Genomic DNA, 21,688 nt, shown 5'->3' with positions numbered 1-21,688 from the left:
CAGGCAATGGTTTGTTGCGATATAGTAACCGCCGATAAGACATTTCCGTCAACTTTTGGAAACCCGCATTACCCAATGCCATCCGCTATGAGCAAAACGCTAACCACCGAAACGAAAAGCAGAGAGCGTGGCCGCCCAAGAGAGTTCGATATCGAACAGGCTCTGGACAAAGCCATGATCGTTTTTCGTCAAAAGGGTTTTCATGCCGCTTCACTGAATGATTTGGGCGAGGCGATGGGGCTGACGGCGGGCAGCATCTACAAGGCTTTCAAAGATAAGCGCAGCCTGTTCCTGCTGGTGTTTGAACGCTACCTTTCGGTGCGTAATGCCGATCTGCGTCAGCGTCTGGCGCAGTTCACCACTGGCCGCGAGAAGCTTAGCGAGCTGCTGCAGTTTTACCTGGATTCCGCGCGGGCGGTGGAAGGTCGCACCGGCTGTTTAGTGGTGGGCAGCGCGGTGGAGCTACAGGTGCTGGATGACGATCTCTCGCAACTGGTCAGTGAAGCGGTCATACGCAATAAAAACTTCCTCGCCTCGTTACTCAAACAGGGCCAGGAAGATGGATCGGTCACGCCCAATCTGGATGTCGATACCGCCGCAGGATTGATCCTCTGTATCGCCTTTGGCATGCGCGTTGTGGGCAAGATCACGGATGTAAAAGATGAACCTGAGACCATCAAGTTAGTAATGAAGCTGCTGGACTAAAATTTGTCTAATTAGGAGGCGGATACTTCCTAAATAAGCGAAGCGTAAAGCCGGAGGGCAAGTGAAAGACGAAGATTCAGATATTACGGAAGAGATTCGCGCATTGGTGGGAAGGGTGGTGACACGTATCCTTCGTCCCGATGAAGCGCTTACCGTTCAGGAACTTATTGGCGCGTTGTATCGCCTGAGTTTGCGTTCTACCGATAGCAAAACCAAAGTCGCCTGCGAGAAAGCCATTCGTATCCTGGCGAAAAAACTGCATTAATAGGGTCGCGCGTGCCGCGCCTTGTTGTTCTCCTCTGCTGAAGTCTGGCAATCCCTCGCCAAACAGCCATTTAATGATTAAAGCGGGCGATGCGCGGTCTCTTTCGCCTTCCACAGCGCAAACAGCGTGATCATCAACGCCAGGCTGACATACAGCGATACCCACATCGTGCTGCCCATCTCTTTATACAAGGTCGTAATGATCAAGGGCGCAAAGCCGCCGCCGATGATGCCCGCCAGCGTGTAAGCCAGTGACGATCCGGCGTAGCGTACGTGGCTGGGGAACTGCTCGGTGACAAATGCCGCCTGCGGTCCGTACATCACCGCATGAATCAGCAAGCCGCCAATCACCGCCAGTACGATCAGCACCGGCTGCGAGCTATCCAGCAGTACAAAGAATACAAACGACCAGACGATCGCCAGCAGCGCACCGGCAATGTAAACCGGACGACGGCCGAGCTTGTCGGAGAGCGCGCCAAACATCGGTACCGTGATGGCATTGCCGATCGCACCGAGCATGGTAGCCATTAACGCCAGCGGACGCGGCAGTTGCAGCACCGTGGTGACGTAAGTCAGGGTAAACACCACCACCAGCGCATAAAGCACGTCGGAACCGATGCGTGAACCGCCCGCGATCAGCAGCTCGCGTGGATAGCGCACAAACACCTCTTTGAGCGGCGTATGCGTGGTTTTCTCCGCTTGCTGCATCGCGACAAAGGTCGGTGTCTCTTCCACGCCGCGCCGCAACCATAAGCCAAACATCACCAGCAGCAGACTGAGCAGGAACGGAATGCGCCATCCCCACTCTTGAAACTGCTCGCCGCTCAACGCCACCGTCACCAGCGTGATAAATCCGGTGCCAATCAAGGTACCGCACGATGGACCCACCTGCGCAAACGAGGCGTTACGGCCACGTTTGTTGGCATCGCCATGCTCCATCGACAGCAACACCGCACCGGCCCATTCGCCGCCTAATGCAATGCCCTGAATGAAGCGTAAAGCCACCAGCAGCACCGGACTCCAGATGCCCCACACCGCATAGCCGGGCAGCAGGCCCATCAGCGCGGTGGTGACGCCCATAATCACTAATGTGGTGATCAATACCGCTTTACGCCCGGCGACATCACCGAGATGACCAAAGATAAAGCCGCCCACCGGACGGGAGATGTAGCCGACCGCATAGGTGGAAAACGCCAGAATAGTGCCGACCAGCGGATCGAAGCTGGGGAAAAACACGTGGTTAAACACCAGCGCCGCCATGATGTTGTAGACCGTGAAGTCATACCACTCCAGCGCGGTTCCAATGGAGCTGGCCGCCGCAAGGCGACCGGTTTTGCTGTGGCTGGCGCGCGCGCCTGAAGCGTGCGGCAACGTTGAGTCGGTATTAGCCATGAGCCATCTCCTGTTTGGTTAACTGCCAACTGAGGGAGTAAAGCTGTACATCCGCGTTGAGCGCCTGCGCGGCGTCGGCGGAGAGGGTTTTACACACTTGCGCGTCTCGGCAGATCAGCAGCAGCATCGGATGCATCGGTCGCGTCGCGCTGGTTTCCCGTGGCAGCGGCGAGCTCAGCGTGGTGTCAGGCGACAGCAAACGTGAGGCGATATAGCCCGGCGTTTGCTGCACGCTGTTTTGCCAGCTGCCCAGCGATGCAACATCTGTACCGGCTTTCAACGTCAGCACCGCCAGATGGCTGCCGGTGCCTTGTCCATGCTGATGGGAGATGGCGCAGACGCGGCGCATCGGATTGACCATCTTGTTGAGATTCTTCACCGACCATTCGGTCTGGCGCGTGAAGGCAGCGTGATAATCCGCGCTGGTAAAGGCTTCCAGCGATGTGGTTTCGTACAGGCCGAGGTATTTGCGTTCCGCATCCACCGCCTGATAACGCGTGCCGCTGAGAAAGCCGCTGATCGCCACGCGCTCTTCAACGTGTTCGTGGTCGTACCATTGGTTGAAATCCGCTTCATCTGCAGCATCGATATGGGTGGCGACAAACAGCATGCCGTGGGGTTGAGTCATGATCAGCTACTCCGTTTCAGGGTGGTTTCAATCGCGGCAGCCCAGCTGAGTAATGCAGCATCGTTGCCATGGGTGGAAGAGAGCATCAGGCCAACCGGCGCGTCGCCGGGCTGATGACAAGGCAGAGAAATTGAACAGCCATCCAGCATGTTGATCACGCTGGTGTTGCGCAGCATCAGCAGATTGACCTGCATGTAGCGCGCCGGATCCTCGAGTTCGGCCAGCGTCGGCGCGATCAGCGGTACCGTCGGCATCAATATGCCGTCGAAAGGCGCAACGGCCTGCTCGACGCGCTGTTTCCAGTCGGCGCGCAGCTGGTAAAGTTCGGCGGCATCCTCTTCATTCAGCAAACTGCCGCGTTGAATGCGCGTCAGAACCTGCGGATCGTAAGCTTCCGGCTGAGATTGGGCGTAATGCTGATGCCATTGCCAGGCCTCCCACGCGGTAATGCCGCCGCGCGCGTTGATGGTGTCGAGTTCTGCCAGCTCTTGCAGCGGCAGCTCGGTGATTTTCACGCCCTGTGCGCGCAGCACATCAAGCGCATGCAGCCAGGCGGCGTTGACGTGTTCGTCAAGGCCAGCCAGCACCCGCGTCTGCGGGATGACGAAGTGTGCGTCCGACAGATGCCGCTCATCGAGCTCCAGCGGCCGATCGGCAATCACGCTATCGAGTAACCAGCAGCTGCGCACGTCGTGAGCGATCACGCCGATGCTATCGAGCGACGCCGCCAGCGGCAGCGTTCCGCGTTGATCGATGCGGCTGGCGCTGGGTTTAAAACCGGTTAATCCGCACAGCGCCGCTGGAATGCGCACCGAACCGCCGGTATCAGTGCCAACGGCCGCCAGGCACATGCCATCGCTCACCGCCACCGCCGCACCGGAAGATGAACCGCCAGGAATGCGCTGCTGCGCGCGCTGCCAAGGATTGGCGGGCGTGCCGTAATGCGGATTGACGCCGAGGCCAGTGAAGGCGAATTCGCTCATATTGGTTTTGCCAACGATGGCGGCACCGGACAGCTGCAGCCGATCAACCATGCTGGCATTCGCCGTGGCTGGGCTTGCGTTACTCAGCAAGCGGGAACCGGCGGTGGTGACTTCTCCGGCGACATCGAACAGATCTTTGATGCTGATAGGCAGACCATCAATCGCGCTGCGCGGCTGTTGCTGCTGCCAGCGCGCGCCGGCTTGTGCCGCCAGCTGCTGCGCAGCATCGGCACATACCTTGGTGAAGACACGCTTGCCTTCCCCGGCTTCCGCCGCAATTGCACGCAGCGCATCCTGGGTCAGGGTTTCAGGGCTGGTTTGCCCGGCGAGCAGCTGCTGGCTCGCTTGCCATAACGTTGTCATAGGAACCTCAGGCAATAACCGGCAGCGAGCCAGTGATGTAGGTGTGTTCCAGCGTGCGGTTCAGCACGGGATCGTGCAGCGCCATGCGGAATTCACTCGCAGGACGAATCCCGCCAATGGCGCTGAGCGTGCCGCACGACATGGCAAAACCTTCCTCAACCTGGCCCGTGGAAAAATAGCGGCTAAGCAGATCGAGCGGCGTCAGCAGCGAGGCGAGGGCGCCTTGCTGATAAGTTACCCAGTCGCCGTTGACGTTGATCCAGGCGCGCAGCTCCAGTTGATCCCAGTGCGCTTTAACGTCCGACATGCGCCACGCGTGTCCGGCAACCGGTTTGATGCACGCCTGCTTCGATAGCGCCACGCTGAAGGTTTCCAGATGACGATCGGTGTGATCGGAAATCAGCGAAACCCAATATTCGCCGCGATGGAAAAACACAAAGGGTTCGGCTTCACCGGATGTTTGGTCGCCAACCACTTCCAGCTGCGTTTGCTGACTTAATTGATTGGTCGCGACGCGGTAAAACAGCGGCACTGCACCAGGAGCGGGCACGCCGAGCGCTTCGAGTTCACTAATATGGTGCAGCACCGCTTCCTGGTCGCGTCCAACCCAGCCCGCGATAACAAGTTGATTAACCTCAACATCCAGTACTGCCGCATCGGCGTAATCTGTCGTAAACCGTAATTGCATGGGATAGATCTCCAGTTGAGAAATGCGTGTGAAATTTCACTGTGATTTCAATCTAGCCATTTTCATGCCAGGTTTTTGTGTAATATGTCTCAGTTACCTAATAAGGATTTGCGCGATGAGTAATGTGATGGCTGAAAATGTGAGCTCGCCGACGACACCGAAGAGCATTTCGCTTAATGAGCGCGCTTATCTGGCGTTCAAGCACCGGCTGATCACGCTGCGCTACAAACCTGGCGATTATCTCAATATCGCGCAGGTGATGGATGACCTTGAGATGGGCAGAACGCCGGTGAATCAGGCGGTGCATCGGCTGGAGACGGAAGGGCTGTTGCAGATCATCCCGCGCAAGGGCGTGATGGTGTCGCCGCTGTCGATTGATGATGCGCTGGAGTTAATTGAGGTGCGTTTGGTAAATGAGGCGTTGTGCTTGCGACTGGCTTCGCAGCGGGTCAATGCGGCGCAAATCGCCTATTTGCGGGAAATGAATCAGCGCATTGCCAATGCCAGCGCCTCACGCGATCGCGAACAGATGATGTTGCTGGACCGCGAGTTTCATCAGGTGCTGGCGGATATCGCCGCCAATGGTCGTCTGGCCGATATTCTCAGCATTATCCACGCGCAGGCGCAGCGCTTCTGGGCCACCACGCTCTCCAGCGCTGCGCACATGAACGAAGTGATCGCCGAACACGAAGCGATCATTGCCGCGCTGGAACAGGGAAATGCCGAACAGGCGGAAGAGGCGGCGCGGGTGCATATCTATTCGTTTAAGCAGGCGCTGCTGAATAATTAATACTCCGCTTCTTCACCCGGTAGCGGAATGGAGAGATCCATACCTTCAGCCCCGGCATAGAAAATGATCAGCTCGGCAGGCTGGTCGGTGGTGAAGCCGCGATGGGCAATGTCGATGGATTCATTAAAGGCTTCGCCTGCATTGAAGGTTTTAGTTTCGCCGCCTGCTTTGTCCTCGATGGTGAGCGATCCCGATAAAATATACGCAGTGTTGGGCATCGGATGCGTATGCCACGGCAGCTCGGAATGCGCAGGAATGGTCATCTTCATTACGGTGATCTCGGGCTGACCGGCGGGATAGTGTTCTATGCGCTGACCATTCCATGCTTGCCCGCTTTGCAGCAGCGTTTCCGCACTGTTTTCATGCTCGTTATCGGCACTTTTCATCTTATTCCCCTGAATAGTCATTAAAATCTCTCCCGCACAGGATAGTGCAAATCTGCAAGGCTGCGCGCGCGCTCACTTCCAACACAAGTCGATCAAGGCCGAGACACTTGTAAAAGAATTGTGATCGGTCACGAAGAACTGCTTAAAGTAATCGATTACTTTTAACTTCTCTGTGGAATGTAATCGATTTCTTTTTGGCGTGAGGTCAGCATGGTTTCGACAACTACAGGTTCTGAAATCGCGGTGAGACAGCAGCGTCTGTTGATTCCCCGCTTGTCGTTAATGATGTTCATGCAGTTTTTCATTTGGGGAAGCTGGTCCGTTACGCTCGGGCTGGTGATGACGCAACACAACATGTCATTGCTGATCGGTGACGCCTTTTCGGCGGGGCCGATCGCCTCGATTCTGTCGCCGTTTGTATTGGGCATGTTAGTTGACCGCTTTTTTTCATCGCAGAAGGTGATGGCGGTGATGAACCTGGCGGGCGCGGTGATCTTATGGTTTGTTCCGGCCGCGCTGGTGGCCGAAAACGGTGCGCTGCTGATTGGATTGCTGTTTGGCTACACGCTCTGTTTTATGCCGACGCTGGCGCTCTCCAACAACATCGCTTTTCACAGCCTGGCCAGCAGTGACAAAAGTTTTCCGGTAGTACGAGTGTTTGGCACCATTGGCTGGATTGTGGCGGGCATCTTTATTGGTGTCACCGGCATCGCATCCAGCACCGGGATTTTTACTCTGGCCGCTATATGTTCCGTGGCGTTAGCGATCTACAGCCTGACGCTACCGCATACGCCAGCACCGGCGAAAGGTATGCCGTTAAAAGTGCGCGATCTGTTCTGTGCAGATGCCTTCGCGCTGCTGAAAATTCGTCACTTCTTCGTGTTTGCGCTCTGCGCCACCTTGATCTCCATCCCGCTCGGCACCTATTACGCCTACACCGCGTCCTGGCTGGCGGATGCGGGCGTGAGTAACGTCAGTACCGCGATGTCTTTTGGTCAGATGTCGGAAATATTCTTCATGCTGGTGATCCCGCTGCTGTTCCGCCGCCTCGGCGTCAAATACATGTTGCTGGTCGGCATGGTGGCGTGGTTTGTGCGTTACGCGCTGTTCGCCATGGGCATGAACGATGAAAGCCGCGCACTGATCTACATGGGCATTCTGCTGCACGGTGTCTGTTACGACTTCTTCTTTGTGGTCGGCTTTATATACACCGACCGCATCGCAGGGGAAAAAGTGAAAGGGCAGGCGCAAAGCATGGTGGTGATGTTCACCTACGGTATCGGCATGCTGCTGGGCTCGCAGATCTCCGGCGCACTCTACAACCGCCTGATTGCCGGACAGGGCACGGCGCAAAACTGGGCAACATTCTGGTGGATCCCCGCGATTGCGGCGGCGGTGATCGCCGTTCTTTTCCTCTTCACCTTTAAATACCGGGATGAAAAGGTTTGATTGACTGGAGGTGTACGTGAAAACGGTAAAAGGACCTGGAATTTTTCTCGCGCAGTTTATTGGCCCGCAGCCACCGTTTAATTCACTGGAAGGGCTGGCGCAATGGGCTTCTGCGCTCGGTTATAAGGCGTTACAAGTGCCTTGTAATCACCCGAAGATTTTTGATCTGTCGCACGCCGCAACCAGTCAAACCTATTGCGATGAAGTGACGGGTTTACTGGCGAACTACGGCTTGCAGATCAGTGAATTATCGACGCATCTGGAAGGTCAGCTGATTGCTGTCCACCCAGCGCACGATGTCGCCTTCGATGGCTTCGCACCCGCCGCTTTACGCGGTGACAAGGAAAAGCGCACCGCATGGGCGATTCAGACGGTGAAGCTGGCGGCAGCCGCGTCGGCCAGGCTGGGATTGCAGGCCCACGCTACGTTCTCCGGTTCGTTAGCCTGGCCGTATCTCTATCCGTGGCCGCCGCATAATCCTCAGCTATTGAGTGAAGCCTTCTCAGAGCTGGCACGGCGCTGGTTGCCGGTGCTCGACGAATTTGACCGCTACGGCATTGATGTCTGTTACGAGATTCATCCCGGTGAGGATCTGCATGATGGCGTGACGTTTGAACGCTTTTTGGAGTTGGTGAACCATCATCCGCGCTGCAACATCTTGTTCGATCCCAGTCACTTGCACTTGCAGCATATCGACTATCTGCACTTCATCGATATCTACCATCAGCGCATCAAGGCGTTTCACGTTAAAGATGCCGAGTATCTGCCAAACGGGCGTAGCGGCGTGTATGGCGGTTATCAGCGCTGGATAGATCGTGCCGGTCGTTTTCGCTCACCCGGTGATGGACAGATCGATTTCCCGGCCATTTTCAGCAAGCTGGCGCAATACGATTATGACGGTTGGGCGGTGCTGGAGTGGGAATGTTGTCTGAAAGAGGCGGAAACCGGCGCGCGTGAGGGCGCTGAGTTCATCCGTCGCCACATCATTCCAGTGGCCGATCGGGCATTCGATGACTTTGCCGCACAATCGGAGCAAGCGGCCAGCATCCGCTTGCAGCTGGGGCTGAGTGCGGCAGAGTCGCATGATTAAGGTGGGCGCGGAATTATGGTAGCCTCCGTTGTATCTGACTGAGCAAGAGTTGCAAGCATGTCCATCCAAAAAATCGCCCGCTTAGCGGGCGTTTCTGTGGCGACCGTTTCACGGGTGCTGAATAACAGCGACACGGTAAAAGCGCAGAATCGTGAGAAAGTCCTGCAAGCCATCGAAGCGAGTAATTACCAGCCAAATTTGTTAGCGCGTCAGTTACGCACTGCACGTAGCTCAATGATTCTCGTCATGGTGTCAGATATCTCCAATCCCTTCTGCGCCGAGTTGGTGAAAGGCATTGAGGAGCAGGCGGAGAAGAACCGCTATCGCATTCTGTTGTGTAATTCTGGATCAGACATCGAGCGCTCCCGCTCCAGTTTGCAATTGCTGGCCGGTAAAATGGTGGATGGCATTATCACTATGGATGCGTTCAGTAAGTTGCCAGAATTGGCACAGCTAATTGGCGAAACGCCGTGGGTTCAGTGCGCGGAATACGCCGATGCCGGGGACGTCTCCTGCGTCGGCATTGATGATGTGCAGGCATCAAAGCACGTAGTGGCGTATCTGGCGAGCAGGGGACGACAGCGTATTGCGTTAATCAACCACGATCTCAGCTATAAATATGCGCAGCTGCGACAGGCGGGTTATCAGCAGCAACTTATCCAGGAAGCGCGTAGCTGGCAGGCCATCTCTTACGCCACCGATCTGAGTTTTAATGCCGGTAAACAGGCGATGGAAACCTTGCTGGCAGCGCCCGAGCGTCCAGATGCCGTGTTCGCGGTGTCGGACACTTTAGCGGCGGGCGCGCTCTCAGCGATTCACGCCGCCGGACTGCGCGTACCGCAGGATATTGCGGTGACCGGATTTGATGGCACCGACCTCGCCGAAATGGTCACGCCGCCACTGAGCACGCTGGCGCAGCCGTCGCGCGATATGGGAAGAAAAGCGTTCGCTTTGCTGCTGAATAAGATTGACCAACCTGATTCGCCGACTCAACGCATTATGATGGACTGGCACTTTGTGGTGCGTGCCAGTACTTAAGCGGTTGCTTGCTGGCGATACTCGGTTGGTGAGCAGCCGAACTTCGCCCTGAACTCGCGCGAGAAGTGCGGCATGTCGCTAAAGCCCGTTCGCCAGGCAATCTGGCTAATCGGCGTGGCGCGATGCAGCGGAGAATGTAAAGCGTCCGCCGCTTTTATCAGCCGTTGATTAAGCACATAGCGGCCAAATGAGGTGCCATCTTTCTTCAGCAGCATGTTGAGATAGCGCGAGCTAATACCAAAGGCGTCAGCGATGGTTGCGGCGGTCAGCGCCGGATCGGCCAGCCGCTGGTTGATCATGATTTTCATCTGGAACAGCAAGCCGTGATAGGTTTTGGCCTGGCTTCGGTTGCTGCACTCGTCGGCAATCACCGATGTCAGCAGTTCGAGAAACTGCTCGTGTAGCATGGCGGCGTACTTGAGTGAAATGTCTTCGGGCAGCGTCATCAGGTTGTTTAACAGCATCTGCAAGAAGGGCATCAGCGGATGCTGTTTGCCAAAGGCGTTAGCCACCAAATGCTCGGTTTTCCCCACTCGTTGACTCAGATGATCTTTGCTAATTTGCACCACATGTTGCCGCGTCTCACCATGAAGGTGCAGCTCATAGGGAAACTGCGTGTCGTAAAGCGCGAACTCACCCTGACTGAGCGAGGCATGATTTCCGCCCTGCAGCACCGAGGTTTTTCCCTGACTGACAAAGCTCAGCAGAATCATATTATCCGGGCTGTTATCGGCGCCTTTGCGGCCACGGATCACCTCTTGCGCGCTGCAACTCACCTCGGATAAGCGCAGATCGCCCCAAACGCCCGCTTGCAGGATGCCGTTGCGCTCGCTGCCCGCATAGGTGCTCTCCAGCGGCACAAATGTCTGGCTGATGGCGTGGCGCCAGTAATCGGTGCGATCAGCATACAAAACGTCGGCGGTGTTAAAGGTTTTCATGCCTGCATCCTCAGCGTTAGGTGAGGCATTGCTTGCAAACTCCAGGCCATTTCCATTCTGGACAATCATCCCTTCCTTCCTGTCATAACCCTGCGCGTGGCGCGGCGGTTATATCTGTTGCCAGTTAATTTTCATTCACCTGGGAGAGAGCAACATGATGAACAAACCGATTACCGTGGCCTGCGTACAGGCCGCGCCACTGTTTATGAATTTGGAAGGGACGATAGATAAAACCATCAAGCTGATTGAGGAAGCCGCCGCGCAGGGTGCGGAACTGATCGCCTTTCCCGAAACCTGGATTCCGGGCTATCCGTGGTTTTTGTGGTTGAACTCACCTGCCGTGAATATGCCGCTGGTGTATGACTATCATCAGAACTCGCTGGTTCTGGATAGCGTGCAGGCGAAACGCATTGCCGATGCCGCGCGGCAGAACAGCATGATGGTGGTACTCGGATTCAGTGAGCGCGACCACGGCAGCCTTTACATCTCGCAGTGGATTATTGGCAGCGACGGCGAAACCATCGGTACGCGCCGCAAGCTTAAGGCGACGCACGTCGAGCGGACGCTGTTCGGCGAGAGCGACGGTTCTTCATTGACCACCTGGGAAACGCCGCTTGGCGTGGTTGGCGCACTTTGCTGCTGGGAGCATCTGCAGCCGCTCTCGCGTTACGCCATGTATTCCCAGCATGAAGAGATCCACATTGCCGCCTGGCCGAGTTTCAGTCTCTACAACAACGCCACAGCGGCGCTGGGTCCCGAGGTCAACACGGCGGCTTCGCGTTTGTATGCCGCCGAAGGGCAGTGTTTCGTGCTGGCACCTTGCTCGGTGGTTTCCGCAGAGATGATCGAACTGCTGTGCCCGGACGATGCCCGTCGCGCATTACTCAGCGCCGGTGGCGGACATGCCCGCATTTATGGTCCGGACGGCAGCGAACTTGCCACACCGCTCGGTGAACATGAAGAGGGCTTGCTGTTAGCCACGCTGGCACCCTCGGCCATCATCTTCGCCAAACTGGCGGCCGATCCTGTGGGACACTATTCACGTCCCGATGTGACCCAGCTTCTGTTTAATTCCGCCGCCAAACCGCCGGTGGTCAAACGCGGCTTGCCTGCTGAGCTGCAAGGTGAATTGCCAGCTGAAGAGGAGGAATAACATGGAATCCGCTATTCCTGCGCATCTGCGTGTCGCGCGCCGTTGTCCGATGGCGATGCCTAACGATCATCAACCCCCTTTTCCGGCGTGGACGGCGCGCTTCTCCCCACTTTCCGGCCAAGTAGTGATGGCGTACTTCGGCGTTCAGGCAGCCACTCCGGTCGCGCCTGTGGCTCTCAATGCGGTGACTGGACGCTTTTCTTCCCCGTACGCGCCAGAACATTGGGACCTGGCGGCGTATATAGACGACGCCGGGTTTCATAACCTGATCGCCATTGCCTACTGGCCGTCGCAGCAGCAGTTTGAGCGCTGGAAAACAGGCAGCTTATTTTCTGCATGGTGGCACGCAGCGGAACGAGAAGCGGGCGAATATGGCTACTTTCTCGAGATCGTGAGCCCGCAAGCCGACAGGTTTGAAACCATTTTCTCCGATCGTGCCTCGCCTGAAGGCGTGGCCTGTCTGGCTGTTGGCATGAGTGGCGAAATGCAGGAGCACGGCTATTGGGGCAGTGCGCGCGATCGCCTGCCGCGTGCGCAGTTCGATGCGCTAAGTGGCAGTGGAATGACGCCATCAGCGACGCGCACCGGCAAACGCGTTGTGCTGTCTGGCCGGGAAAATCTCTGCCTGATCCGCTCCGGGCAGGATTGGTCGGCTACCCAGCAAGAAGAGAGACAAAAGTACCTTAGAGAGGTGGAACCGGTGCTGCGCGAAGGCATGCACTTTCTGCGCGACAGCGGCCACACCATCGGCTGTATGAACTGTCGCTATATGCAGGTCATTGATGTGAACACGCATGCCGTGACGGAGAAGACCTTTGGCCTGGCGCATTTTACCGATATGGCGGCACTTGAGCTGTGGGCAAAAAGCCATCCTACCCACGTGGCGATTTTCGGCGGATTTATGCGTTACGTGCAGGAGCTGAACTTCAATATCGCGCTGCGGCTGTGGCACGAAATCGTGGTGGTTCCAGCATCGGCTCAGCATTTTGAGTACATCAACTGTCATGCGAACACCGGCTTATTGCGGCAGTTCGTCGGAGAATCGTTATGAAGAAAACAGTCAGTGCTATCGCGACCTGGGTGACAGCAACGCTGTGCTTACCTGCTTATGCGCTGGAGTTTTCTCCCGGCGATTACGAAATGCTGCCAGCCGATAAAAGCCTCGCGCTGGCCTACTTTCAGTATTCCCACAGCGACGATTATTATTCGCAGGGGAAGAAGGTCAACGCTGATTACCGCTTGCGGACTCAAGCCACGCTGCTGCGCTTTATTCATGGCTTCCGCCCGGCAGAAAATATCAGCATCGAACCGCAGGTAATTGTTCCCCTGGTTAGCGCGGATGCGATGGGCGATGCGCGCGCACTAGGCAACGCCTCGGGATTGGGTGACGTGATTTTTGGCGTGCCGTTCAAGTTCAATCTGGATGCGCAGGGCAGGGATCTGCTCTCGCTGGCGCCGTTTATCTATGCGCCAACCGGCAGTTACGACCAACAAAAAGCACTCAACGTTGGGGAAAATCGCTGGCGCTATCTGCTGCAGGGCGTGTGGATCCACCATTTCTCTGCGTCGTGGGCATTTGAAACCGGTACTGACGTTTCCTGGGTCACGGCGAATGATGCTTATGGCGCGAATAGCAGCACGCTCAGGCAGAGTCCGCGCTACGAATATCAGGCTTATCTGCGCTATAACCTGACACCCGCGACACAGTTTGGCATTGGCGGCGGATGGATAACCGGCGCGGAGAGTCGCGTTAATGGCACTGCTCAGGACGACCGACTCAACAGCAGCTATTTGCGGCTGTCGGCGGCCCATTTTGTAATGCCAGGCGTTCAGCTCCAGCTTTCCGCTGGACGTGATATCAAGGTAGAGCAGGGATTCAGGCAGGACACCAATATCAGCTTGCGGTTGGGGCTGCTGTTTTAAGTAAGCCACTATGCGGTTAGCGGCTTACCAGTAGGTGTGAGTTTCAGCCAAACAGACGCTGGCGGTTTTGCGTCAGCGCGTGTGCCACATCAGGCAGCATCGGGAAAGAACTCTGACCGCCATATTTCTGGATTGAGCAGGAGCTGATTTCAGCAGCGAAAGGAATCGCGTCTTCCAGAGCAATGTTGTTCACCAGGCAATAGGCAATGCCGCCAATAAATGAATCGCCTGCGCCGGTGGTATCCACCACATCCGGGCAGAACACGGCGGGATAATGTCTGGCACCTGCATCACCGGATAACACCGCGCCTTTCTCGCCCAGCGTGATAATCACCCGGCCATTCACCTTTTGCTGTAGCGTAGCTGCGCAGGTCATCGCTTCCTTGACCGAAGTGACGGAAGTTTTGCTCATAAAGCTGGCTTCGGTCTCATTCACTACCAGAAAATCAACCTGGCTCAGCGCCTGCGAAGAGATTTCGCGTGCTGGCGCGTTGTTGAGCAAAATCTGGCAATCGTGACGACGTGCCACGCTGATGGCACGTTCAACCACAGGGTCGGGAATTTCCGACTGCAGGATTAACAGTGGGCGATCGCTGAATAACCCATCGTGAATGTCGGATTCGGTAATCAGGTAGTTTGCGCCTTTAATAATGGTGCTGCAGTAATCACCGGATTCCAGAATCTGCACGATGCCAATGCCGGAGGTTTTTCCGCGTTGGCTAATGTTATCCACCGAAACGCCGTTTTCATTCAGCGATTTTATGAGCTCACTGCCATAAATATCATTGCCAACGCAGCCCACCATATTGACGTTCAAGCCCAGCTTGGCGCACTGAACCGCCTGGTTTGCTCCTTTTCCGCCCGGCATTAGCATTAATTCGTTGCCGGTAAACGTCTCCCCAATTTCCGGCAGGCGATCCTGCTGGACAAGAATGTCGTAGTTAAGACTGCCAATAACAACAATATTATGTTTCATCATTTCGGCCCTTAATTGGCGGTGCGTTTGGACGCAACCGCATTTCTGGTGTTGTGTAAACTGGTCTGGCTTTTTTCGCTGGTCTTGCTGGCGATAATGGTAAAAATGGCATCGAGAATATTCAGATGCACAATGCGCGTGGTGGCGTTTTCTCCGGTAATCGGATTGTTTTTAACCGAGGAGATAATCGAGTGCCTGGCAATTAAACTCAGTGGGCTGTTGGGATAATTGGTCAGGCAGATGGTTTCTGCGCCGTTCTCATTCGCCGCTTTTACCATCTGGATAATGTCTGTGGTTTGGCCGGAGTGGGAAATCGCCAGCAGGATATCGCCGGGTTGCATCAACGAGGCGGTCATCAACTGCTTGTGGCTGTCACTGAACACCGATGAGAAGATGCCAATTTTCAGCAGCTTATGATTGAAGTCATCACAGATTGAGCCTGAACCACCGCATCCGGCAATAAAAATGCGCGCGCTTTCTGGCTTATTAATAAACAGATACGCCACCGCTTTGATCACGGCAGTGTTAATTACGCTCAGGGAATCCTGCAGCGCCAGCACTGAATTTAAAAAGGTGCTTTCAATCACCTGCTCAACATATTTCTCTGAATCCGGAATCACTGGAATATCGATAATCTCTTCCTGCGAGCTAACTTGTCGGGCGATATTGATTTTCAGATCGTGAAAACCGGTAAAGCCGAGTTTCTTCGATACTTTAGTAATGCTCGATACGCTGACATTCAGATAATTCGCAATATCAGTGATGCACATTTTAGATAATGACTGCGGATTGTCGTCAATAAATCGTGCAATAGAACGTTCCTTTTTTCCCAGCTCAGGTGCAAGCGTGCGAGCCAGCAGGAATATCTCATTGCCTTTAAGTCGGTTATGCATGTTGAGCGCTCAATAAAAACGTTGTCGCTAAGCTAGCATGGTGATTAGGGGAAAAGTGTTAACTGGATCACATGCTGTAAAACGTTTTACTGATGCATTTTACTGTCAGTAAAATAATAGTAGTGCAATTGCGCCTGTTATTTTACTAGCAGGAAAATGAGTATTTAACTTGTTGTATTTAAATGATTTTACTCGTAGTAAAACTTTCACTATGATAAATCACTTTTTTATTTTATTAGCGGTAGTATTTATCTGCCCGCATTTACCTGATGAATGTTCTCATTTATAAGAAAGTGGAAATCCCATTAAAGGTAATTTAAAAATGAAATTCTCATCACGTATAAATTCATTTCGCTCCAGAGCCGATCTGTTTGCGGCGAAGAACAAAATGGATACTTGCGATCTTATTACGCGTATGGGTACCGTTGCGGGCTTGACGCATATTGAACTGAATTATCCGGAACATTTTATTGGTCAGGATAAAGAACTGATCAAGCAGACCATCGCCGATAACAATTTGCAGGTCGGTGGCATTGCATTGCGTTATAACAAAGAGTTCATTGACGGTGAATTCACCAATCCGGATGCCGCACTGCGTAAAAAAGCGATTGAAATTACCCTTGAAGCCGCAGAGATGTGCAAATACCTCGGTGGTAATACCGTCACGCTGTGGTTTGGCTACGATGGCTACGATTATCCGTTCCAGCAGGATTACTTCCGCGCCTATGAGTGGCTGGTCAGCGCATTACAGACCGTGACGCAGTCCCACGCGGATATGCAATTCAGCTTTGAATACAAGCCGTATGAGCCGCGCACCTTCTCGTTTATTGGCGATGTCTCTTCAACGCTGATGCTGATTGATGACGTGGGCTCCGATAATCTCGGTATTACCCTCGATTTTTGCCACATGATCATGAAGAAAGAGAATCCCGCCTTCTCGCTGTTCCAGTCGGCACGCAAAAACCGTTTGGTGGGTTTCCACCTGAATGATGGTTATGGCCATTTTGATGATGGGTTGATGCTGGGTTCAGTGCATCTGATGCAGACGCTGGAATACATCTATTACGCAAAACGCGTTAACTTCAGCGGCCTAATCTATTTCGATACCTTCCCAAGCCGTGAAGATCCGGTTGCCGAATGCGCGCAAAATATTCGCATGTATAAAGCGCTTTCAAGCTTTATCGATCGCCTGAGCATTGATGAGATCGATCAGCTGATTAAAAGCCAGGATGCACTGAAAGTGCAGGGCATGCTGATGAAAATCATCGCTGAATAAAAACAAAATTAAAACTTACCTCTATTAACTACGACCAGTCAGTGTCTGACACTGGGGGAAACTATGTTCGATAAAATAGGTTTGCCTAAAAACTTGCTTTGGGGCTATATCGGCCTCGCGATATTTATGATCGGCGATGGTGTAGAACAAGCGTGGATTGCCATCTGGCTGGTGGATAAAGGGCTGTCCGTCGCGCAGGCCTCTTATCTGATCACCGCATACGGTGTCACGGTGACGCTGGCGGCCTGGGTAACTGGCGTACTGGTGCAAACCCTCGGACCGCGCAAAGTGATGGTGTATGGGCTGATCACCTTCGTCATCGGCAGCATCGGGTTTATCGGCATTGGTCTGAAGACCATGCACATGGCCTGGATGCTGCCATTTTATGCCATTCGCGGCATCGGTTATCCGCTGTTTGCCTACTCGTTTCTCATCTGGATTAACTACAGCACGCCGGTGGAGCGCCGTTCTACCGCAGTGGGTTGGTTCTGGTTTACCTTCTCGCTGGGTTTAAGTGTCATCGGTCCGTTCTTCTCCTCGCTGGCACTGCCGGTAATGGGCGAAATTCATGTGCTGTGGATCGGTATGGTGTTTGTGGTGGTGGGATCAGTGTTAGGCATTTGGGTGAACCGTGACGTGGTACCTGCATCTGAAATTCATCCCTTCAGCGCGGCGGAGTTAATTAAAGGCATCACCATTTTGCAGCGTCCGGTGATCGCCATGGGATTGGTGGTGAAATCGGTCAACGGCATCGCCCAATATGGTTTAGCCACCTTCCTGCCGCTGTATCTGATCAGTTTTGGCTACAGCAAAACCGAATGGCTGCATATGTGGTCGGCGGTGTTCCTGGTGGCGATTTTTGCCAACCTGTTCTTTGGCTTCTTCGGCGATAAGTTTGGCTGGCGTACCACCATCATGTGGGTCGGCGGCTTTGGCTATGCCGCGGTGCTGATTCTGGTTTGGGCAGTGCCGCAGGTGCTGGGCCATAACTTCTATGTGATGGCGTTCGTGCTGTGTCTGTGCGGCATTACCATGGCCGGTTATGTGCCGCTATCAGCACTGTTCCCGTTACTGGCCCCGGACAGCAAGGGCGCGGCGATGTCGGTGCTGAATCTGGGTGCAGGTCTGGGCGCATTTATCGCACCTGCCATCACTGCGCTGTTCTACTCATCGCTGGGTGCGGGCGGGGTGCTGGGGATTTATGCCGGGCTTTATGTGTTGAGCGGCGTGCTGACGCCATTCCTGAAAACGCCTGAAGAGCTGGATGCGCGGGTAGCGATGACGGATAAAGCCGCCTGACAGACGTGAGATTTTGGTTATAAAAAAAAGCCCAGTTAATAACTGGGCTTTTTATTGCTAGCAACAGATTAGACGTTGATGTCTGCGGCGCTATTCCGCGTAACAATGCTCGGCTGCCGGAAAGCTCCTGTCCTTGACTGCTGCAACATAGCTCTGAATGGCGGCCTGAATGCTTTCCTGACCCGACATAAAGTTACGCACAAACTTAGGCGCACGCCCGGTGATGCTGAGCCCGAGCATATCGTGCAGCACTAACACCTGACCATCGGTATCAACGCCAGCGCCAATGCCGATAACCGGAACAGCAACCGCTTCGCTCAACGCTTTGCCCACCGAGCTGGGAACAGCTTCAACCAAAATCATTGCCGCACCGGCCGCTTCCAATTTTATCGCCGCATCGATCAGAGTCTGCGCCTGCTCCTGGCCTCGCCCCTGAACTTTGAAACCACCAAACACATTTACTGATTGCGGTGTCAGTCCAATGTGCGCGCAGACTGGGATGCCATTGCGCGTTAACTGGCGAACGGATTCACACAGCCATTCACCGCCTTCAAGCTTCACCATCTGCGCACCGGCCTGCATCAAGCGGCCCGAGCTTTGCAGCGCCTGTTCAGGCGAGGCGTAGGTCATGAAGGAGAGATCGGCGATGATAAAGCTGCCGGCATTACCGCTTTTCACGCTGGCCGTGTGATACGCCATATCATCAAGGGTGACCGGCAGCGTGCTGTCGTGGCCCTGCAGGATCATCCCGAGCGTATCGCCGATCAGCAGCATATCGACGCCAGCACGGCTGGACTCATGCGCAAATGTCGCATCGTAGCAGGTCAGCATGGCAATCTTTTCGCCACGCAGTTTCATTTTTTGCAGGTGGGTTAGCGTGATATCTGGCATTTCAATGTCTCATCAAAGCGATTCTGTCAGTAAGAGTGCTGCGATGACGATCATCAGAGCACCGGATGTTTGGCTGACCCTTCGTGCAGCCTGCGGGCGGGTGCGTAACACCGCTCTGGAACCTAATCCTACAATCAGGTACACCACCGCGCAGCTAAATACATGAACCATACCTAACGCTGCCATCTGTAATGGCAGAGGCCATGCGCCCTGCGGGTCGGTGAACTGTGGTAACAGCGCCAGAAACAGTAGAAACACCTTTGGGTTGAGGCCACTGATGCAAAGCCCTTTCAGCGCCCAGCGACCGGCATTGCCTGCGTCAGTGGCGTCTCCTGCACTGGGAATGGTGGGATGTCGCAACATGCCGATGCCCAGCCAGATTAAATAGCACGCGCCCGCCACGGTTAACACTTTCATCAACGCCGGTAAGCTGGCGACCATCGTGCCAACGCCAGCCGCAACAATAAGCGTGGCAATCAGGTGGCCGCTGAGCAGACCCAGAACCGCCGGGATCACCCGCCCTCCACGCATGCCCGCGGAAATCGCATAGGCCCAGTCAGCGCCCGGTGTGATAACGAATAGAACCGATACGGCCCAAAATGCTGCGAAGAAACTCAGCGCCATGGCGATGCACCTTTCATCTCAACGTTGAGGTAAGAAAACATCGCGCAGAAGCGCATTAAAGGTAGTTTGTTAAGCACGTTCTCAGTCCCGGTTAGCGGATGAATCATCTATTACGTCATGCGTCATTCGCTAGAAAGAATATCCTCAGATAGTTAGAATGTGCTCTTAATATGGGGTGTGCTAAACGCTAATTTAGGAATAAGTTTCCAAATGGATCGTATTGACCGCAATATTCTTGCTGAACTGCAAACGGATGGTCGTTTATCGGTGACGGAGCTGGCAGAACGGGTTGGGCTGAGCCTCTCTCCTTGCCATCGCCGGGTTAAAGCGCTGGAACAAAGCGGCATTATCCGTGGGTATCGCGCGCATCTTGATCCCGTCTGTCTGGGATATAACTTTTCGGCAATCGTGTTTGTGACTTTACGCGAAGGCGATCGCCGTGCGGTGAGTGCGTTCGAAGACGCGGTAAAGGATTTGCCGCAAATTACACTGGCGCAGCGTTTGTTTGGCGATCCGGATTATCTGCTGCACATCACCACACGCGATTTGCCCGCTTTCCAGCAGCTGTATGATGAAAAGCTATCCGGTCTGCCCGGTGTTCAACGGTTAACGTCGACGCTGGTGATGAAAACGGTGATCCAGGATCGCCCGTTACCGCTGTGAATTTCCGCTGAAATAAGAGAACGCACTATGTCGCCAGTTTTTGCAACCAATTCGCCTGGGTAAAAGGGATAAAAAAATCCACGCCAATGCGTGGATTTTGGGATTTTTTGTCTGACGCGATAGCGCGGCAGACAACATTAAGACTTTAGACGTTGAACAGGAAGTTCATCACGTCACCATCTTTAACGATGTACTCTTTTCCTTCTGAGCGCATCTTGCCGGCTTCTTTCGCGCCTTGTTCGCCTTTGAACGCAACGAAATCTTCAAATGCGATGGTCTGAGCGCGGATAAAGCCTTTCTCGAAGTCGGTGTGGATTTTACCCGCCGCCTGTGGCGCAGTGGCACCAACAGGGATGGTCCATGCACGCACTTCTTTCACGCCAGCGGTGAAGTAGGTTTGCAGGTTCAGCAACGCATAACCGGCGCGGATCACGCGGTTCAGGCCCGGCTCTTCCAGACCCAATTCAGCCATGAACTCGTCGCGCTCGTCATCTTCCAGCTCAGCGATATCAGATTCAACCGCAGCACACACTGGCACCACTACTGAACCTTCAGCTTCGGCAATCGCACGCACCTGATCGAGGTACGGATTGTTTTCGAAACCGTCTTCGTTGACGTTGGCGATGTACATGGTTGGCTTCAGCGTCAGGAAGCTGAGATAGCGGATTGCCGCTTTCTCGTCAGCATCCAGCTTCAGTGCGCGCAGCATGCCCGCTTCTGACAGGTGCGGCAGGCACTTCTCCAGCGCAGCCAGTTCGGCTTTAGCATCTTTGTCGCCGCCTTTGGCTTTCTTCTGGCAACGCTGAATCGCACGTTCGCAGGTGTCGAGATCCGACAGCGCCAGCTCGGTGTTGATCACGTCAATATCTTCCGCCGGGTTAACTTTGCCCGCAACGTGGATGATGTTGTCGTTTTCGAAGCAGCGCACTACGTGGCCGATGGCTTCGGTTTCACGGATGTTGGTCAGGAACTGGTTACCGAGGCCTTCACCTTTGGACGCGCCTTTCACCAGACCGGCGATATCAACGAATTCCATGGTGGTTGGCACCACACGCTGTGGCTTAACAATCTCGCTCAGCTGATCGAGGCGCAGATCGGGCATTGGCACTACACCGGTGTTTGGCTCGATGGTGCAGAACGGAAAGTTGGCTGCTTCGATACCCGCTTTAGTCAGCGCGTTGAACAGGGTGGATTTACCGACGTTCGGCAGGCCCACAATACCGCATTTAAATCCCATGGTCTGATTACCTTTCTCACTGAGTGCGCGGCGCTTTTT

Annotated in this window: 23 protein-coding genes; 12 read left to right on the top strand and 11 right to left on the bottom strand. The window is 54.5% G+C overall.

Features of this window, described 5'->3' with window-relative positions:
• Nucleotides 1-75 precede the first annotated feature (75 nt).
• Nucleotides 76-705 carry a TetR/AcrR family transcriptional regulator gene (locus tag FHW71_RS01850; protein ID WP_179450496.1) on the top strand — a complete coding sequence of 210 codons (630 nt, stop codon included), beginning with the start codon at nt 76-78 and terminating at the stop codon, nt 703-705.
• A gap of 61 nt (nt 706-766) precedes the next feature.
• A complete protein-coding gene (locus FHW71_RS01845; protein ID WP_101764092.1) occupies nt 767-970 on the top strand; it encodes a hypothetical protein in 204 nt (67 codons plus the stop codon).
• A 77-nt stretch (nt 971-1,047) separates the two neighbouring features.
• Here the strand turns inward: FHW71_RS01845 and FHW71_RS01840 are convergent, their stop codons facing one another.
• The 4 genes from FHW71_RS01840 to FHW71_RS01825 are packed head-to-tail and all read right to left on the bottom strand — an operon-like array spanning nt 1,048 to nt 5,023.
• Entirely contained in the window at nt 1,048-2,361 is a 1,314-nt protein-coding gene (locus tag FHW71_RS01840) for an MFS transporter (protein ID WP_179450498.1), read from the bottom strand.
• Nucleotides 2,354-2,989 carry a DUF4286 family protein gene (locus tag FHW71_RS01835; RefSeq protein ID WP_179450500.1) on the bottom strand — a complete coding sequence of 212 codons (636 nt, stop codon included), beginning with the start codon at nt 2,987-2,989 and terminating at the stop codon, nt 2,354-2,356. Before FHW71_RS01835 ends, FHW71_RS01840 begins: the two co-directional genes overlap by 8 nt.
• A 2-nt stretch (nt 2,990-2,991) precedes the next feature.
• Nucleotides 2,992-4,335: an amidase gene (locus tag FHW71_RS01830; RefSeq protein WP_179450502.1), complete on the bottom strand. Its 1,344-nt coding sequence runs from the start codon at nt 4,333-4,335 to the stop codon at nt 2,992-2,994.
• Nucleotides 4,336-4,342: 7 nt separating this feature from the next.
• The gene (locus FHW71_RS01825) at nt 4,343-5,023 is read right to left on the bottom strand and encodes a DUF2848 domain-containing protein (RefSeq protein WP_179450504.1); all 681 of its coding nucleotides are present in this window, start codon (nt 5,021-5,023) and stop codon (nt 4,343-4,345) included.
• Between the two features lie 115 nt (nt 5,024-5,138).
• On the opposite strand from FHW71_RS01825, the gene FHW71_RS01820 reads away from it, so the two are divergent.
• Entirely contained in the window at nt 5,139-5,813 is a 675-nt protein-coding gene (locus FHW71_RS01820) for a GntR family transcriptional regulator (protein ID WP_179450506.1), read from the top strand.
• Here FHW71_RS01820 and FHW71_RS01815 read toward each other — a convergent pair.
• Nucleotides 5,810-6,199 carry a cupin domain-containing protein gene (locus tag FHW71_RS01815; RefSeq protein WP_179450508.1) on the bottom strand — a complete coding sequence of 130 codons (390 nt, stop codon included), beginning with the start codon at nt 6,197-6,199 and terminating at the stop codon, nt 5,810-5,812. The two genes, FHW71_RS01820 and FHW71_RS01815, sit on opposite strands and share 4 nt — an antisense overlap.
• A 210-nt stretch (nt 6,200-6,409) precedes the next feature.
• Here FHW71_RS01815 and FHW71_RS01810 point away from each other — a divergent pair, with 210 nt between their 5' ends.
• From FHW71_RS01810 to FHW71_RS01800, 3 genes are read left to right on the top strand one after another with little or no spacing between them, the layout of a single operon-like run.
• The gene (locus tag FHW71_RS01810; protein ID WP_179450509.1) at nt 6,410-7,648 is read left to right on the top strand and encodes an MFS transporter; all 1,239 of its coding nucleotides are present in this window, start codon (nt 6,410-6,412) and stop codon (nt 7,646-7,648) included.
• A gap of 16 nt (nt 7,649-7,664) precedes the next feature.
• Nucleotides 7,665-8,738, top strand: a complete 1,074-nt coding sequence (locus tag FHW71_RS01805) for a sugar phosphate isomerase/epimerase (RefSeq protein ID WP_179450510.1) — start codon at nt 7,665-7,667, stop codon at nt 8,736-8,738.
• A 57-nt stretch (nt 8,739-8,795) separates the two neighbouring features.
• Entirely contained in the window at nt 8,796-9,776 is a 981-nt protein-coding gene (locus FHW71_RS01800; protein WP_179450511.1) for a LacI family DNA-binding transcriptional regulator, read from the top strand.
• On the opposite strand, the gene FHW71_RS01795 is transcribed toward FHW71_RS01800, so the two are convergent.
• Nucleotides 9,773-10,714, bottom strand: coding sequence for a helix-turn-helix domain-containing protein (locus FHW71_RS01795; RefSeq protein WP_179450512.1), 942 nt, complete (start codon nt 10,712-10,714; stop codon nt 9,773-9,775). The genes FHW71_RS01800 and FHW71_RS01795 overlap by 4 nt on opposite strands.
• A gap of 154 nt (nt 10,715-10,868) precedes the next feature.
• On the opposite strand from FHW71_RS01795, the gene FHW71_RS01790 reads away from it, so the two are divergent.
• The 3 genes from FHW71_RS01790 to FHW71_RS01780 are packed head-to-tail and all read left to right on the top strand — an operon-like array spanning nt 10,869 to nt 13,790.
• Nucleotides 10,869-11,867, top strand: coding sequence for a carbon-nitrogen hydrolase family protein (locus FHW71_RS01790; protein WP_218889028.1), 999 nt, complete (start codon nt 10,869-10,871; stop codon nt 11,865-11,867).
• Nucleotide 11,868: 1 nt separating this feature from the next.
• Nucleotides 11,869-12,918 (top strand): phenylacetaldoxime dehydratase family protein, encoded by a 1,050-nt coding sequence (locus FHW71_RS01785; protein WP_179450513.1) that lies wholly within the window; start codon nt 11,869-11,871, stop codon nt 12,916-12,918.
• Nucleotides 12,915-13,790 (top strand): transporter, encoded by an 876-nt coding sequence (locus FHW71_RS01780; RefSeq protein ID WP_179450515.1) that lies wholly within the window; start codon nt 12,915-12,917, stop codon nt 13,788-13,790. The genes FHW71_RS01785 and FHW71_RS01780 overlap by 4 nt, the downstream gene beginning before the upstream one ends.
• Nucleotides 13,791-13,833: 43 nt before the next feature.
• Here FHW71_RS01780 and FHW71_RS01775 read toward each other — a convergent pair whose 3' ends face one another.
• Both FHW71_RS01775 and FHW71_RS01770 read right to left on the bottom strand, forming a co-directional pair.
• Nucleotides 13,834-14,766: a ribokinase gene (locus tag FHW71_RS01775; protein ID WP_179450893.1), complete on the bottom strand. Its 933-nt coding sequence runs from the start codon at nt 14,764-14,766 to the stop codon at nt 13,834-13,836.
• An 11-nt stretch (nt 14,767-14,777) separates the two neighbouring features.
• On the bottom strand, nt 14,778-15,659 hold the full coding sequence (locus FHW71_RS01770) for an SIS domain-containing protein (RefSeq protein ID WP_179450517.1): 882 nt from the start codon (nt 15,657-15,659) through the stop codon (nt 14,778-14,780).
• A gap of 322 nt (nt 15,660-15,981) precedes the next feature.
• Here FHW71_RS01770 and FHW71_RS01765 point away from each other — a divergent pair, with 322 nt between their 5' ends.
• Together FHW71_RS01765 and FHW71_RS01760 are read left to right on the top strand one after the other, a co-directional pair.
• The gene (locus FHW71_RS01765) at nt 15,982-16,935 is read left to right on the top strand and encodes a sugar phosphate isomerase/epimerase family protein (protein WP_008107617.1); all 954 of its coding nucleotides are present in this window, start codon (nt 15,982-15,984) and stop codon (nt 16,933-16,935) included.
• Between the two features lie 63 nt (nt 16,936-16,998).
• Nucleotides 16,999-18,234, top strand: coding sequence for an MFS transporter (locus FHW71_RS01760; RefSeq protein WP_179450519.1), 1,236 nt, complete (start codon nt 16,999-17,001; stop codon nt 18,232-18,234).
• 90 nt (nt 18,235-18,324) lie between these two features.
• On the opposite strand, the gene panB is transcribed toward FHW71_RS01760, so the two are convergent.
• A complete protein-coding gene (panB, locus tag FHW71_RS01755) occupies nt 18,325-19,125 on the bottom strand; it encodes a 3-methyl-2-oxobutanoate hydroxymethyltransferase (RefSeq protein ID WP_179450521.1) in 801 nt (266 codons plus the stop codon).
• A 12-nt stretch (nt 19,126-19,137) separates the two neighbouring features.
• Entirely contained in the window at nt 19,138-19,749 is a 612-nt protein-coding gene (locus tag FHW71_RS01750) for a LysE family translocator (protein WP_008107629.1), read from the bottom strand.
• A gap of 210 nt (nt 19,750-19,959) precedes the next feature.
• Between FHW71_RS01750 and FHW71_RS01745 the strand changes: the two genes are divergently transcribed.
• Entirely contained in the window at nt 19,960-20,412 is a 453-nt protein-coding gene (locus tag FHW71_RS01745; protein WP_179450523.1) for an Lrp/AsnC family transcriptional regulator, read from the top strand.
• A gap of 145 nt (nt 20,413-20,557) precedes the next feature.
• Here the strand turns inward: FHW71_RS01745 and ychF are convergent, their stop codons facing one another.
• Nucleotides 20,558-21,649 carry a redox-regulated ATPase YchF gene (gene ychF / locus FHW71_RS01740; protein ID WP_179450525.1) on the bottom strand — a complete coding sequence of 364 codons (1,092 nt, stop codon included), beginning with the start codon at nt 21,647-21,649 and terminating at the stop codon, nt 20,558-20,560.
• Nucleotides 21,650-21,688: the final 39 nt, after the last annotated feature.

Source organism: Enterobacter sp. Sphag1F, assembly GCF_014193275.1.
In the GTDB taxonomy this organism is placed as follows: Bacteria; Pseudomonadota; Gammaproteobacteria; order Enterobacterales; family Enterobacteriaceae; genus Pantoea; species Pantoea symbiotica.
The sequence above is the reverse complement of the archived record's forward strand: the minus strand, read 5'-3'. Positions and strand labels throughout refer to the sequence as shown.

What these genes read in the sequence shown, in the direction of transcription:
- FHW71_RS01850 (WP_179450496.1), top strand. Translation starts at nt 76, where the DNA reads ATGCCATCCGCTATGAGCAAAACGCTAACCACCGAAACGAAAAGCAGA.
- FHW71_RS01840 (WP_179450498.1), bottom strand. Translation starts at nt 2,361, where the DNA reads ATGGCTAATACCGACTCAACGTTGCCGCACGCTTCAGGCGCGCGCGCC.
- FHW71_RS01835 (WP_179450500.1), bottom strand. Translation starts at nt 2,989, where the DNA reads ATGACTCAACCCCACGGCATGCTGTTTGTCGCCACCCATATCGATGCT.
- FHW71_RS01830 (WP_179450502.1), bottom strand. Translation starts at nt 4,335, where the DNA reads ATGACAACGTTATGGCAAGCGAGCCAGCAGCTGCTCGCCGGGCAAACC.
- FHW71_RS01825 (WP_179450504.1), bottom strand. Translation starts at nt 5,023, where the DNA reads ATGCAATTACGGTTTACGACAGATTACGCCGATGCGGCAGTACTGGAT.
- FHW71_RS01820 (WP_179450506.1), top strand. Translation starts at nt 5,139, where the DNA reads ATGAGTAATGTGATGGCTGAAAATGTGAGCTCGCCGACGACACCGAAG.
- FHW71_RS01815 (WP_179450508.1), bottom strand. Translation starts at nt 6,199, where the DNA reads ATGAAAAGTGCCGATAACGAGCATGAAAACAGTGCGGAAACGCTGCTG.
- FHW71_RS01810 (WP_179450509.1), top strand. Translation starts at nt 6,410, where the DNA reads ATGGTTTCGACAACTACAGGTTCTGAAATCGCGGTGAGACAGCAGCGT.
- FHW71_RS01800 (WP_179450511.1), top strand. Translation starts at nt 8,796, where the DNA reads ATGTCCATCCAAAAAATCGCCCGCTTAGCGGGCGTTTCTGTGGCGACC.
- FHW71_RS01795 (WP_179450512.1), bottom strand. Translation starts at nt 10,714, where the DNA reads ATGAAAACCTTTAACACCGCCGACGTTTTGTATGCTGATCGCACCGAT.
- FHW71_RS01790 (WP_218889028.1), top strand. Translation starts at nt 10,869, where the DNA reads ATGATGAACAAACCGATTACCGTGGCCTGCGTACAGGCCGCGCCACTG.
- FHW71_RS01785 (WP_179450513.1), top strand. Translation starts at nt 11,869, where the DNA reads ATGGAATCCGCTATTCCTGCGCATCTGCGTGTCGCGCGCCGTTGTCCG.
- FHW71_RS01780 (WP_179450515.1), top strand. Translation starts at nt 12,915, where the DNA reads ATGAAGAAAACAGTCAGTGCTATCGCGACCTGGGTGACAGCAACGCTG.
- FHW71_RS01775 (WP_179450893.1), bottom strand. Translation starts at nt 14,766, where the DNA reads ATGAAACATAATATTGTTGTTATTGGCAGTCTTAACTACGACATTCTT.
- FHW71_RS01770 (WP_179450517.1), bottom strand. Translation starts at nt 15,659, where the DNA reads ATGCATAACCGACTTAAAGGCAATGAGATATTCCTGCTGGCTCGCACG.
- FHW71_RS01765 (WP_008107617.1), top strand. Translation starts at nt 15,982, where the DNA reads ATGAAATTCTCATCACGTATAAATTCATTTCGCTCCAGAGCCGATCTG.
- FHW71_RS01760 (WP_179450519.1), top strand. Translation starts at nt 16,999, where the DNA reads ATGTTCGATAAAATAGGTTTGCCTAAAAACTTGCTTTGGGGCTATATC.
- panB (WP_179450521.1), bottom strand. Translation starts at nt 19,125, where the DNA reads ATGCCAGATATCACGCTAACCCACCTGCAAAAAATGAAACTGCGTGGC.
- FHW71_RS01750 (WP_008107629.1), bottom strand. Translation starts at nt 19,749, where the DNA reads ATGGCGCTGAGTTTCTTCGCAGCATTTTGGGCCGTATCGGTTCTATTC.
- FHW71_RS01745 (WP_179450523.1), top strand. Translation starts at nt 19,960, where the DNA reads ATGGATCGTATTGACCGCAATATTCTTGCTGAACTGCAAACGGATGGT.
- ychF (WP_179450525.1), bottom strand. Translation starts at nt 21,649, where the DNA reads ATGGGATTTAAATGCGGTATTGTGGGCCTGCCGAACGTCGGTAAATCC.